Raw genomic sequence first — 15103 nt, 5'->3', positions numbered from 1 at the left:
TCTGGCTTAAAATATGACTAAATAAGTAAACAGAAAAAACAAAATAATTTTCATCTCAATGACTCAGCATCACTAAACTAATCAATATTGGTCACTGGTGTACAATAATTTTCTTAATCAAATTGAGGGTAATAAAAATGATTAAGCCCCGGATACATACTCAAATTCCAACAACCTGAGATACATTTGCAAAAAAGGTCTGCCGAATAGGCAGACCTTTTTCTAATCTTCCATATAACGATTAGCGTTATGCTGCTAGTTTTGTGCCATTGCCATAAATAAGCAATTGTCGTAATAAGCTTGGCACTACAACTACTGCAGCGCTCACATCCTTATTTAAGGTAAATGTAGATTCAACCAAAGTAGCATCAGCTCCAAGTTCATTAGCACCACGTAGTGACACCGTCACAGACCCACCTTCGATTGGATCAAGAGTCAGTTCATATTGCCAAGCTCCGTTTTCGCCAACCAGCACCTCAGCATCTGAAACTTTAACTCCCCCACTGTCTGTGACACTTAAGCTTAACTTATCACCTTCAGAAAAACGAACCGTAGTACCATCGAGAATCAATGTAGGTGACTCAGATTCATTAACATCCGCACCACCATTTATTTCTGAAATAAAAATAGTGGGTGTCATTGCTAACGCTTTGCCTGAAGTCACGACCTCGCCCGTATTACCGGTCTCGTCCGTAAACCCTCGTAACGTTAACGCCACGCTTATCACCGAATCGTCCACTGCCGCCACATGAATCGTACCTGACCATGAGGTGTGGGTGCCCGCTTGTGGGGTCCAGTCAATCACCTCACTGCCCAAGGTGGAACCCGTTGGCGTGGTCACGGCTTTATCGAACGTCACGGAAATCGTCACCAAGTCACCCGCTGCCGCGTAGCTCGGAGTCAAGTCAGTCTGACCATCGTCCAACTCGGGTTTGGTTTGCGTCAGTGCAAACGTTGTGGCCACTTCGTCGGCCTCCGCAGACAAGGCATTGCTGCCATTCACCGTCACACTGATGTTTCCGTCTTTGAGACCTGACACGTCTAATGTCGTGCTCCAGTTACCCATGGCATTCGGGCTCACCGTCGCCGTGGCTTCTTTGCCGTCGCTGTCTTTGGCTTTGACGCTCAAGCTATCGGTTGTCTCAAAGCGGGTACTGTCACCGCTCACGTCCACAGACGTTGCGCCGCTGACATTCACATCGCCGATTGGATCTAACGTCAGCGTCGGTGTCATTGCTAACGCTTTACCTGAAGTCACGACCTCGCCCGTATTACCGGTCTCGTCCGTAAACCCTCGCAACGTTAACGCCACACTGGTCACCGAATCGTCCACTGCCGCCACATGAATCGTACCTGACCATGAGGTGTGGGTGCCCGCTTGTGGGGTCCAGTCAATCACCTCACTGCCCAAGGTGGAACCCGTTGGCGTGGTCACGGCTTTATCGAACGTCACGGAAATCGTCACCAAGTCACCCGCTGCCGCGTAGCTCGGAGTCAAGTCAGTCTGACCATCGTCCAACTCGGGTTTGGTTTGCGTCAGTGCAAACGTTGTGGCCACTTCGTCGGCCTCCGCAGACAAGGCATTGCTGCCATTCACCGTCACACTGATGTTTCCGTCTTTGAGACCTGACACGTCTAATGTCGTGCTCCAGTTGCCCATCGCATTCGGGCTCACCGTCGCCGTGGCTTCTTTGCCGTCGCTGTCTTTGGCTTTGACGCTCAAGCTATCGGTTGTCTCAAAGCGGGTACTCTCACCGCTCACGTCCACAGACGTTGCGCCGCTGACATTCACATCGCCGATTGGATCTAACGTCAGCGTCGGTGTCATTGCTAACGCTTTACCTGAAGTCACGACCTCGCCCGTATTACCGGTCTCGTCCGTAAACCCTCGTAACGTTAACGCCACACTGGTCACCGAATCGTCCACTGCCGCCACATGAATCGTACCTGACCATGAGGTGTGGGTGCCCGCTTGTGGGGTCCAGTCAATCACCTCACTGCCCAAGGTGGAACCCGTTGGCGTGGTCACGGCTTTATCGAACGTCACGGAAATCGTCACCAAGTCACCCGCTGCCGCGTAGCTCGGAGTCAAGTCAGTCTGACCATCGTCCAACTCGGGTTTGGTTTGCGTCAGTGCAAACGTTGTGGCCACTTCGTCGGCCTCCGCAGACAAGGCATTGCTGCCATTCACCGTCACACTGATGTTTCCGTCTTTGAGACCTGACACGTCTAATGTCGTGCTCCAGTTACCCATGGCATTCGGGCTCACCGTCGCCGTGGCTTCTTTGCCGTCGCTGTCTTTGGCTTTGACGCTCAAGCTATCGGTTGTCTCAAAGCGGGTACTCTCACCGCTCACGTCCACAGACGTTGCGCCGCTGACATTCACATCGCCGATTGGCTCTAACGTCAGCGTCGGTGTCATTGCTAACGCTTTACCTGAAGTCACGACCTCGCCCGTATTACCGGTCTCGTCCGTAAACCCTCGTAACGTTAACGCCACACTGGTCACCGAATCGTCCACTGCCGCCACATGAATCGTACCTGACCATGAGGTGTGGGTGCCCGCTTGTGGGGTCCAGTCAATCACCTCACTGCCCAAGGTGGAACCCGTTGGCGTGGTCACGGCTTTATCGAACGTCACGGAAATCGTCACCAAGTCACCCGCTGCCGCGTAGCTCGGAGTCAAGTCAGTCTGACCATCGTCCAACTCGGGTTTGGTTTGCGTCAGTGCAAACGTTGTGGCCACTTCGTCGGCCTCCGCAGACAAGGCATTGCTGCCATTCACCGTCACACTGATGTTTCCGTCTTTGAGACCTGACACGTCTAATGTCGTGCTCCAGTTACCCATGGCATTCGGGCTCACCGTCGCCGTGGCTTCTTTGCCGTCGCTGTCTTTGGCTTTGACGCTCAAGCTATCGGTTGTCTCAAAGCGGGTACTCTCACCGCTCACGTCCACAGACGTTGCGCCGCTGACATTCACATCGCCGATTGGATCTAACGTCAGCGTCGGTGTCATTGCTAACGCTTTACCTGAAGTCACGACCTCGCCCGTATTACCGGTCTCGTCCGTAAACCCTCGTAACGTTAACGCCACACTGGTCACCGAATCGTCCACTGCCGCCACATGAATCGTACCTGACCATGAGGTGTGGGTGCCCGCTTGTGGGGTCCAGTCAATCACCTCACTGCCCAAGGTGGAACCCGTTGGCGTGGTCACGGCTTTATCGAACGTCACGGAAATCGTCACCAAGTCACCCGCTGCCGCGTAGCTCGGAGTCAAGTCAGTCTGACCATCGTCCAACTCGGGTTTGGTTTGCGTCAGTGCAAACGTTGTGGCCACTTCGTCGGCCTCCGCAGACAAGGCATTGCTGCCATTCACCGTCACACTGATGTTTCCGTCTTTGAGACCTGACACGTCTAATGTCGTGCTCCAGTTACCCATGGCATTCGGGCTCACCGTCGCCGTGGCTTCTTTGCCGTCGCTGTCTTTGGCTTTGACGCTCAAGCTATCGGTTGTCTCAAAGCGGGTACTCTCACCGCTCACGTCCACAGACGTTGCGCCGCTGACATTCACATCGCCGATTGGCTCTAACGTCAGCGTCGGTGTCATTGCTAACGCTTTACCTGAAGTCACGACCTCGCCCGTATTACCGGTCTCGTCCGTAAACCCTCGCAACGTTAACGCCACACTGGTCACCGAATCGTCCACTGCCGCCACATGAATCGTACCTGACCATGAGGTGTGGGTGCCCGCTTGTGGGGTCCAGTCAATCACCTCACTGCCCAAGGTGGAACCCGTTGGCGTGGTCACGGCTTTATCGAACGTCACGGAAATCGTCACCAAGTCACCCGCTGCCGCGTAGCTCGGAGTCAAGTCAGTCTGACCATCGTCCAACTCGGGTTTGGTTTGCGTCAGTGCAAACGTTGTGGCCACTTCGTCGGCCTCCGCAGACAAGGCATTGCTGCCATTCACCGTCACACTGATGTTTCCGTCTTTGAGACCTGACACGTCTAATGTCGTGCTCCAGTTGCCCATCGCATTCGGGCTCACCGTCGCCGTGGCTTCTTTGCCGTCGCTGTCTTTGGCTTTGACGCTCAAGCTATCGGTTGTCTCAAAGCGGGTACTGTCACCGCTCACGTCCACAGACGTTGCGCCGCTGACATTCACATCGCCGATTGGATCTAACGTCAGCGTCGGTGTCATTGCTAACGCTTTACCTGAAGTCACGACCTCGCCCGTATTACCGGTCTCGTCCGTAAACCCTCGTAACGTTAACGCCACACTGGTCACCGAATCGTCCACTGCCGCCACATGAATCGTACCTGACCATGAGGTGTGGGTGCCCGCTTGTGGGGTCCAGTCAATCACCTCACTGCCCAAGGTGGAACCCGTTGGCGTGGTCACGGCTTTATCGAACGTCACGGAAATCGTCACCAAGTCACCCGCTGCCGCGTAGCTCGGAGTCAAGTCAGTCTGACCATCGTCCAACTCGGGTTTGGTTTGCGTCAGTGCAAACGTTGTGGCCACTTCGTCGGCCTCCGCAGACAAGGCATTGCTGCCATTCACCGTCACACTGATGTTTCCGTCTTTGAGACCTGACACGTCTAATGTCGTGCTCCAGTTACCCATGGCATTCGGGCTCACCGTCGCCGTGGCTTCTTTGCCGTCGCTGTCTTTGGCTTTGACGCTCAAGCTATCGGTTGTCTCAAAGCGGGTACTCTCACCGCTCACGTCCACAGACGTTGCGCCGCTGACATTCACATCGCCGATTGGCTCTAACGTCAGCGTCGGTGTCATTGCTAACGCTTTACCTGAAGTCACGACCTCGCCCGTATTACCGGTCTCGTCCGTAAACCCTCGCAACGTTAACGCCACACTGGTCACCGAATCGTCCACTGCCGCCACATGAATCGTACCTGACCATGAGGTGTGGGTGCCCGCTTGTGGGGTCCAGTCAATCACCTCACTGCCCAAGGTGGAACCCGTTGGCGTGGTCACGGCTTTATCGAACGTCACGGAAATCGTCACCAAGTCACCCGCTGCCGCGTAGCTCGGAGTCAAGTCAGTCTGACCATCGTCCAACTCGGGTTTGGTTTGCGTCAGTGCAAACGTTGTGGCCACTTCGTCGGCCTCCGCAGACAAGGCATTGCTGCCATTCACCGTCACACTGATGTTTCCGTCTTTGAGACCTGACACGTCTAATGTCGTGCTCCAGTTGCCCATCGCATTCGGGCTCACCGTCGCCGTGGCTTCTTTGCCGTCGCTGTCTTTGGCTTTGACGCTCAAGTTGTCTGTGCTCTCAAAGCGGGTACTGTCACCGCTCAAGTCCACAGACGTTGCGCCGCTGACATTCACATCGCCGATTGGATCTAACGTCAGCGTCGGTGTCATTGCTAACGCTTCGCCTGAAGTCACGGCCTCGCCCGTATTACCGGTCTCGTCCGTAAACCCTCGTAACGTTAACGCCACACTGGTCACCGAATCGTCCACTGCCGCCACATGAATCGTGCCTGACCATGAGGCATGGGTACCCGCTTGTGGGGTCCAATCAATCACCTCACTGCCCAAGGTGGAACCCGTTGGCGTGGTCACTGCTTTATCGAATGTCACCGAGACCGTCACCAAGTCACCCGCTGCCGCGTAGCGCGGAGTCAAGTCAGTCTGACCATCGTCCAACTCGGGCTTGGTTTGCGTCAGTGCAAACGTTGTGGCCACTTCGTCGGCAACCGCAGACAAGGCATTGCTGCCATTTACTGTCACACTGATTTCGCCGTCTTTGAGACCTGACACGTCTAATGTCGTGCTCCAGTTACCCATGACATTCGGGCTCACCGTCGCCGTGGCTTCGTTGCCGTCGCTGTCTTTGGCTTTGACGCTCAAGTTGTCTGTGCTCTCAAAGCGGGTACTGTCACCGCTCACGTCCACAGACGTTGCGCCGCTGACATTCACATCGCCGATTGGATCTAACGTCAGCGTCGGTGTCATTGCTAACGCTTCGCCTGAAGTCACGGCCTCGCCCGTATTACCGGTCTCGTCCGTAAACCCTCGCAACGTTAACGCCACACTGGTCACCGAATCGTCCACTGCCGCCACATGAATCGTGCCTGACCATGAGGCATGGGTACCCGCTTGTGGGGTCCAATCAATCAGCTCACTACCCAGGGTGGAACCCGTTGGCGTGGTCACTGCTTTATCGAATGTCACCGAGACCGTCACCAAGTCACCCGCTGCCGCGTAGCGCGGAGTCAAGTCAGTCTGACCATCGTCCAACTCGGGCTTGGTTTGCGTCAGTGCAAACGTTGTGGCCACTTCGTCGGCAACCGCAGACAAGGCATTGCTGCCATTTACTGTCACACTGATTTCGCCGTCTTTGAGACCTGACACGTCTAATGTCGTGCTCCAGTTACCCATGACATTCGGGCTCACCGTCGCCGTGGCTTCGTTGCCGTCGCTGTCTTTGGCTTTGACGCTCAAGTTGTCTGTGCTCTCAAAGCGGGTACTGTCACCGCTCACGTCCACAGACGTTGCGCCGCTGACATTCACATCGCCGATTGGATCTAACGTCAGCGTCGGTGTCATTGCTAACGCTTCGCCTGAAGTCACGGCCTCGCCCGTATTACCGGTCTCGTCCGTAAACCCTCGCAACGTTAACGCCACACTGGTCACCGAATCGTCCACTGCCGCCACATGAATCGTGCCTGACCATGAGGCATGGGTACCCGCTTGTGGGGTCCAATCAATCAGCTCACTACCCAGGGTGGAACCCGTTGGCGTGGTCACTGCTTTATCGAATGTCACCGAGACCGTCACCAAGTCACCCGCTGCCGCGTAGCGCGGAGTCAAGTCAGTCTGACCATCGTCCAACTCGGGCTTGGTTTGCGTCAGTGCAAACGTTGTGGCCACTTCGTCGGCCTCCGCAGACAAGGCATTGCTGCCATTCACTGTCACACTGATGTTTCCGTCTTTGAGACCTGACACGTCTAATGTCGTGCTCCAGTTACCCATCACATTCGGGCTCACCGTCGCCGTGGTCTCTTTGCCGTCGCTGTCTTTGGCTTTGACGCTCAAGCTATCGGTTGTCTCAAAGCGGGTACTGTCACCGCTCACGTCCACAGACGTTGCGCCGCTGACATTCACATCGCCTATTGTGTTTAAAGAAATTGTTGGTGTAATCGGCAAAATATTTGAATTATTATCTTCACCCACGTTACCCACCAAATCTTTATACTGGCTTACAATCAAACCCGCAGCTAGTTCATTGGTATCCGGTACTTGAACATTACCCTCCCAAACTTTCTTGTCGGTCGTTACAGTTAAGGAGCTAACTTCATTTTCACCAAGCATTGCGGTTGCTTCTTGTAATTCTTTATCGAATTCAAGAGTTACTTTTACATTTTCACCGATCTCCTGATGCAGTGGATCAAACGTCACTTTGGTCAGCGTTGGCAGTACACCCTCGACCCCCATAACCAAACTATCCCCTGTTCCGGGGATAGTATTTACGCTTTCGTAACTATTATCACCGACCCGTATGGTTATGTTTTTATCTTGTTTTTCAGGCGCTATGTAATTGACCGTCCAAGTTATATTGTCTGTTGTAATCCATGATGCTTGCTTCAGCTCGCCTGTATCATTACCATCACTTGCTTGAATCTCTACATCTGAAAATTCAAACTTGTTAACCTCTTCAGTGAAGGTAAACAAAAGTGGAATTTCGACTCCACCAGCCAAAGGCATTGACGCTGTCGTTGATATTGTTAACTCAGGAATACTTGCAGCTTCAACTTTTGCATTTAGTGACTTCTCGGTCTGGTGTTCAACTAAATCGTCTGCTGTTACCGTTATTAGATAATCGCCAGGAGATAAAAGATAACGTATCAAGTAAGGGTCACCGTCTTTGGTCGGTTCTTCAATTGATTGTGGGGGTACCGGGGCATCGGTACCGTTGTTTGCAGTAGAATTAACACTACTTAGATTTTTATCGAAGACGTATGCTCTTACATCCAAATAATATTGCCCTTCCTCCGGAATCATCGAATCCTGAGTACTGGTGATACTTGAAATGACCGGAGCTTGGTAATCAACAATGGACGCAATGCCTTCAGCATCGTAAGTCTTATTGAGCACATTTACGTCGGTAATGACTCGCCCGATAGAATCGGTTACGGTTACCTTTTGCATATACTCAGCTTGAGCATCGATATCAAATGTCATCGTGTCTGAAGCTGTTGAAGAGGCTATTTTCCCAGAAAACTTAATCGTGCTACCTGAAACTGGAACCAAATCTATAGCATAGGAATCAGCCTTTACATCCTCTCCCTCTTCAGAGGTAATGGTGAACGCTTGGCTATCATTAGTGAAAGTAAGCTTACCCCCTTGTAAACTTGTTATACCATCAAAAGCCAAATCAATAGTTGGTATCCTAATGTCAATATCAATCGTCTTATTTTGAGTCCAACCTACATTGTCAGTTGCTTCGACATTGACCCGTATCGAATTCAACTCTTCTAACTCAGTTTTTGGAAGATCAAAATAAAGGTGTGAACTGTCGTCAGCGTCATCTTTATCAAATACATATTTAGGATTAACTATTGTGTACTTAACCTTTGCTATACCGCTACCTTCATCCCACACAGAAAACTGAAATCTAACTAAACTAGGATCATCCGGGGATTCTTTGAGAGATACAGAGTCGTCAACATTTGGTAGGCTATTATCGACCATTACGCTGACTTCATCGCTTGTAGACTCTCCCCATACATCAATAATTTGAATTTTAGGCTTAATAAATTGACCATCTAGTTTGTCATCTAATGGCGCGGTAAACGTAGAGCAAGAATAGTCATCCTCACACTTAGGGAAAGGGCCAAAGTTCTCTGGGTTATCATTCAAATTATATGACGCACCATCTAGCGTTGCGACGACATTTTCAAGATCAGAATTTTGTCCAACCTTCACCTTGAATTTCATTTCGAGGGTCTCACCTCGAATAATAGTATCTTCAGCAGGGCTGGTAATAGCGATTTCTAAATCGCCTTGGGCTGGAAGCAATAATTCTAACGCATGATCCGAACCTAAATTTCCGGCGACATCAGACAAGTTCTTAATCGTGTATAAGTGCTGTAACGCCCCTGGAGAGAGAATATCGGCATACAACTCTGTATACGTACATGTCGTTATACCTAATTTAGAGCTACAACTATTTGGTTCAAAAGACACATTTAATCGGTTTCTTACCAATAACGGTTCATTACCATCACTAATATCCACACCAGAAAGATTGTCTTTGAAACTCAATGTTAAGCTCAGTACTTTCTTACCTTCGGCGTTCAAACCAACGTCATTGCCAGTAAATTGATATGTGTCTTGTTCAACCGTAGGGGCATCGATATCCATCATATTAAAGCTGAATTTATTGACTGTTTCAGTGTCATTCATTCCGACTGTTTTAGTTATCAAAACCACAGGTGAAACAGACATATTCACATCAGTTGTAACGCTACACTTATAATTCTCTTGAGGATTAGTTATAACACCTGAATAAGCCTTGTTTGAACCATCTTCCGGCACACCGTCTGAGGTGTAATTTTCTCTCACCCAACATTCTAATGTTTTTGCTTTCACCTCACCCGCAGGGCCAAATTCAACATTAAGGGTACTTCCCGATATATGACTTTGGAAGTCAGTCGGTTTTGCGATTGACAGAGCAACACCTTGACGTTGTACATTGATACTTTCTGACCTGTTTTCAGACGGCCTTTCTTGTTCCGAGTTATAGCGAACGTTATTATAAACTTTGAATTCCAGCTGATAGGATCCATCTTCCGTTAGATCTGCCTCTGTCAACCTAGCTTCCCAAAGGCCACCTTTCTGAGAAAATGATATATTGTTGGTTTGTTCCCCATATTTATAAGTACCTTCAACTAGCGGGATCCCGCTCTCATCTTCAGCATCAATACTGATAATTACAGGTTCACTACGAGTAATTTGTATCTGGCCTTCAGAAGAAACTGGTGTGCCATCTTCATATGTGAAAGTAACCGAGTTAATCGTGGGCTTTGAGTTTTGAACTTTAACCACATAATCTACGCTTGTCGCATTTCCTCTAATGTCAGAACCACCTAATCTGATTGTGCGAGTCGCACTATCGCCATCGTTTTCGCCTCCTAAAGGAATCGTCATATCTTCACCAACTAAGGTGCTTGCATCAGAGGGGTTTTCTTTGAAAGTCCAATACTCTAATGTTTCTTTGTTAACACCCTCTGACGATGGTGTTCCCCTGTCATTTAAGTCTTGAGCAGAAAGGTTGAATACATAATTACCAAGATAGAAACTTTCCGGATCAAACCCATTTAACTTTAGTGATGGACCTTCACGATCAAGCAGAATAGTTCTAATTTCTGTTTTAGATTCAAATCCATATTCGTCTACAGCTTTAAGGTACAGGTTAGCCTTTTTGTCTTCGCCAATTACGATAGTGTCACTTTGTATTTCTGTAATTGCGATATCAAAAGGCTGCGTTGGATCTTTGGGGTCAATTGAACGTATTGCAGCCACTTGATCTTGTTGCCAAAGTTCAACTTTAGATACATCAGAATCGTCAGATACTGACGAAAGCTTCACCGTAAAGTTGGTACCAAGAACATAGCTTTCGCCGGAGTTTGTATCTATTACCCACGGGTCAGCAAGTTCAATTACTGGCCCCACATTGTCGACTAAGAATTCAAATTCACCACTGTGTGTACCTGATGGAAAAGAACTGTCTGTTGCTGTTACGTAAAAGAAGTTTTTCTCATTATATTTAAATGCTTCGGCAACTAGTCTCACCTCTACGTTAGGCTGTATGCCTAATAGATACGGCTCAGTACTCTCTTCAGGTGCGGTTTCATAATGCTGTAAAGTAAAACGCCTTCCGGACTCTGGCTTCATATCGACTTCAACCAAACTCCCTGGACTTAAGCTCCAAGTAATATCAGGAACCCAGGTAGTATTGCCACCTAAGTGGTTAGTAATTTTAGAGCCGTTTACAACCGGACCTTTGGAATCAAGTAACACACTAAATTGAGGGGCATTAGTCGTCTGGCGGTTAACTATATTAGACAGATTGTCTTCAGCATTAACATATACCGTCCAATTACCATCTTCTGGACTAATTATATTACCTTGGCTGTTACACTTGTCTCCAGAGCACAGTTTTACCTTAAAATCATCCTCTGTATTGCTCGAAAAATGTGAGTTAGCGTCATATTCGTTGGTAGCACCTGTTGCCGGGTTATAAAAAGTTAACCCTCGCTCGTCCAATTTATCTCCTACAATATCGTCAATTTTGAAAGTGAGTTCTTGGACATAATTAGTATTCAAATAGACATTTTCGTCAATTGGGTCACCATTACCATCTTTCGGGGGGATATAAGTCGCTAAAGGATAATCATTATCCACATATAAGGTTTCTATATGTGGATCCTCCCCATTGTAACCATAGCTATTTCCATGCTCATCCATTGCACTCGTTATAAGCTCAAACTTGGCAATATCTGTGAGATTTGAAGACTCGGTATTAAGGGTAAATAAATACTCCTTTTTATAACTATCACCATCTGACTCTCGAATATTTAGGTCAAGTGGGGTTCCCGTATTCGGTTCAGTTTTCTCATACCACATAGTAACAAATGATGGCTGGTTGCCTTCTTCCACAACAATGCCAGACGGATCTTCCAAAAGAATCCGCGAATCTAAAACACCAGCAACGTAATGCTTATTTCCAACCCATGTTTCTCGGCCATTTTCGATACTTAACGAAGGTTGAGGCGGTGATTTATCAATACTTTCGCCATCACCATCTATAATCTGTTCGCCATCTAGGCTTGGGTTCGCCATTGATATTTGGTCGGCATATCTCTGAGCTAAGTTAGCTTCAACACCATACTTTTCAGTCATAATGTTATAGTACGATTGCGCTAAGTCATTGCGGTAAGACTTTGAGCTAAACTCATATGAATCTAGAACTATTTTTTTACCCCCACTACCAACACCGTTAGCTTGGCCATCGTATTGCAAGTCATCATAGATAGCTGAAGCAAAATCAACAGAGTTACTTAATAGCATACTGTTTGTTTGGGTAATGTCGTAAATCGCTTCGACTAAAAACCGATGAATATAATTATTAGGTAGTTTTTCCGGAATAGCACCTTTCAAAATTTCATTCGTAGCATACGAAACGATCGTTGGGTCGAAACCAAAGAATGAATCGCTTCCACCAGCGAGAGCATATTGTACGTCCTCTAAAATTCGGGCGGCATTCTCAGGAGTCTTATTTCCCGCTTCAACTTGATTCCATTGAGAGTCAAACAGTCCGGTTTGGTATGTTGCTAGCTCGGTAATATAAAAAGTCTTAGAACCATTAAGTTTAAAGTAGGCACCTATATTCGCGCTATTTAAGTTCACTTGTTCTGATTGTGTACCCGGATCACTCTCCCACTTGTAGTAATACGGTTGTGTATTACCATCAATACCGATTAACCGCACTCGCATAAAGTCGTAGTTAACTACATCTGTTGTTGTTTCGCATCCAGCGACATCTAGTGCTTTATTTGTTCCATCACTTTCTAAGTGCTGAATCGTGGTACATCTTCCTAGCGAGGTAAACTCTCCCTTCGAGTTTAATCCCTCCAATTGCACACTAGCCCCGATAAATGGAGTAACGATCGTCATTGTCGGCAAGTCGAAGCTACTACGAAAATAAACTTCTTGCTCAGCACTTTCATTTTCAGACTCGTCAATAGTTTGAATCACTAGTTTTTGACTGCTGTTCTCGGACGTGGAATCGAAGTTGTCACCAAGTATTTCTTTTACAAAAGGAACATAATAGATAACCTCATTTACATGTCCTTCAGTATCAGAGATCGTTTCGTGAGGTATGTTAGCGGCAGAGGCTACGGTATCGGTGACCTTCTGAAGCACGTAGTTATTATCATTGTTTACGCTTACTAAATACTTAACAACTAGCTTAAGTTTGTCGGCACTAGATCCTAACCCCATATCCCCATTACCGTCTGATACTCTGACGCGAACATATGGAATTTTGTTATCTTTGAGGTGGTTGACATTAAAGTGACTAAAATCGACATCGGGAATTGAGCTTAATATCCCCTTACTCGCGTAAATGTAATCAATCTTCAAATAATCACGAGTGGATTGAACCGTTTCTGATGTGTAGGTATCTTGCGTATAAACATCTTCTTTAGTTACTCGCTCCCCATCAACACTAACATTGACATAATTCATTGGAGCACTCTCTGGGTAGCTAATCACCTGCGCCGGAGATTGATCATCACGAACGACTTCATGAACTTTCTTACCGATATTCCCGTTGCTATCGGTGGCCTTAATTTCAAATGTCGTGATCGATACGAATTCATCGGTTGAATATTCTTTACTGAATTCACAGGCACTGCCTGACTCTAAGGTTATATGGCCACAAGAAACACTTTCATCTAAGCCGCCTTTAAATGAAACGGTAACCGACTCAATCTCTTGCGAGTCTTCTTTTACAGTACCTTTAAGCACATACTCTTTTGCACTGTTGTTTATAGAACTAGCCGAAGTTACGTCAATTACCGGTACATTGTTGTCCCATTCAAAGTTGATATAGTGGCCAACATCTCGCCCTTGAACTAATTCGTTGCCTAAAACATCAGTCGTATAAAAAACCAAACGTGCAGCAGTTACATTTGAGATTCCCGTATCCGAATCAACGTCTACCGCGTCAACGGCTTTTGTGTCTACACTTACTTTAATATTTGTTTCTCTAAGACCAGATTCAAACCCGTCGAATTCCAAGAAACAAAACTCACTACCCGAAGTTTGTTCATCGTCACACTGATTCTCGAGAGACCAGACGCCGTCCAGTTGGTATTCAAGGTACGCTGAAACACCTTGAACACCAATTTCATCATTGAGCTTAATATCCACTTTATCGAGACCTGCCAATACATCACTGTCTGTTCTAGACACTGTAGGCGCTTCGGTATCAATTTCGGTTTCGTCGCGAGGAGGGATCACACCGCCAGTACCGCTATTGGTGCCTTGGTCATTAATCTTACGGCTAAACTCAACATAGTCGTCTGCGTCTGTTCCTGAAATATTTAAGTTAGGGTCATTGACGACAATTAGAACATGCTGTGACAAATCGTGAGTGTAAATATCACTAGAGACTTTTTGTTGACCGAAGGTCAAAGGGGTTACCCCTCCCGACACAGAGCTTATTTCTTGCCCGTCAAGAAGACCATCGGCAATGACATCTCTATATTGGATATCAGCCAAATGCATCGATGTGTAAATATTACTCTGCGTATCGCCGTATTTTTGAATTAGGTCGTACGAATAAGAAGAATAAGCGGTTAACAAAGCACCATATTGGTGACCGGATGTAGCAAAACTACTTTGACCACCTTTGGTTATGTCTATCGGTGTGGTTTCATTGACATCGAAACCATACATATCGTTAATGCTATTTAGTGCTTCCGATATAGCAGTAGAACCTGACACTCCCTTGTCTACTTTGTATTGAGTTAAACCTGAAACTATGTTGGTTAAAGGGGTCACCATCAAGCTTTGATCTTGGCCTTCAATATAATTGATCATAGCTTCTAAACGGATTGTTTTACCATTACTCACGGAGACAGTATCGTTGGTAAGTGGATCAGTATAACTGCCCTCTTTTGCTACAACGAAAAGTGGCATCGATGAAGACTCGAATTCGACCTTGTAGTCGCCAAAAGCATCGGAAGTCGTGCTAGCCAACTTCCTGCCTAGATTCCCATCTTTGTATTCAAATACCTCGATTTTCGCACCACTAACAGGAGCGTCAAAAACGTTACCTGAGATACTCCCGGTATTTCTTGCTGGCGGTGTATTATCACCACCACCTTCCCCACCACCACATGCGCTCAAGATAAGCGACGTAACAATAAGACCCAATATTAATTTCAGCGTATTTTTAGTGAACATAGTTTTCTGGCAAAGTATATTTTGCCGCGATTATATTATCGTCCAAGATTTTCTCAACATGACGAAATGACTAGTTGCAAAGCACAATTCCGC

1 protein-coding gene is annotated in these 15103 nt (G+C 47.5%); it reads right to left on the bottom strand.

All coding sequences use genetic code 11. The annotated features are described in order from the left end of the window. Positions 1-247: 247 nt before the first annotated feature. The gene (locus OCV12_RS21220; protein ID WP_261886050.1) at positions 248-15010 is read right to left on the bottom strand and encodes a tandem large repeat; all 14763 of its coding nucleotides are present in this window, start codon (positions 15008-15010) and stop codon (positions 248-250) included. Positions 15011-15103: the final 93 nt, after the last annotated feature.

Source organism: Vibrio pomeroyi (genome assembly GCF_024347595.1).
Classification (GTDB): domain Bacteria; phylum Pseudomonadota; class Gammaproteobacteria; order Enterobacterales; family Vibrionaceae; genus Vibrio; species Vibrio pomeroyi.
This window is presented reverse-complemented; position numbering and strand designations above follow the sequence as displayed.

Coding starts and splice junctions, on each gene's coding strand:
- OCV12_RS21220 (WP_261886050.1), bottom strand. CDS start 15,010: ATGTTCACTAAAAATACGCTGAAATTAATATTGGGTCTTATTGTTACG.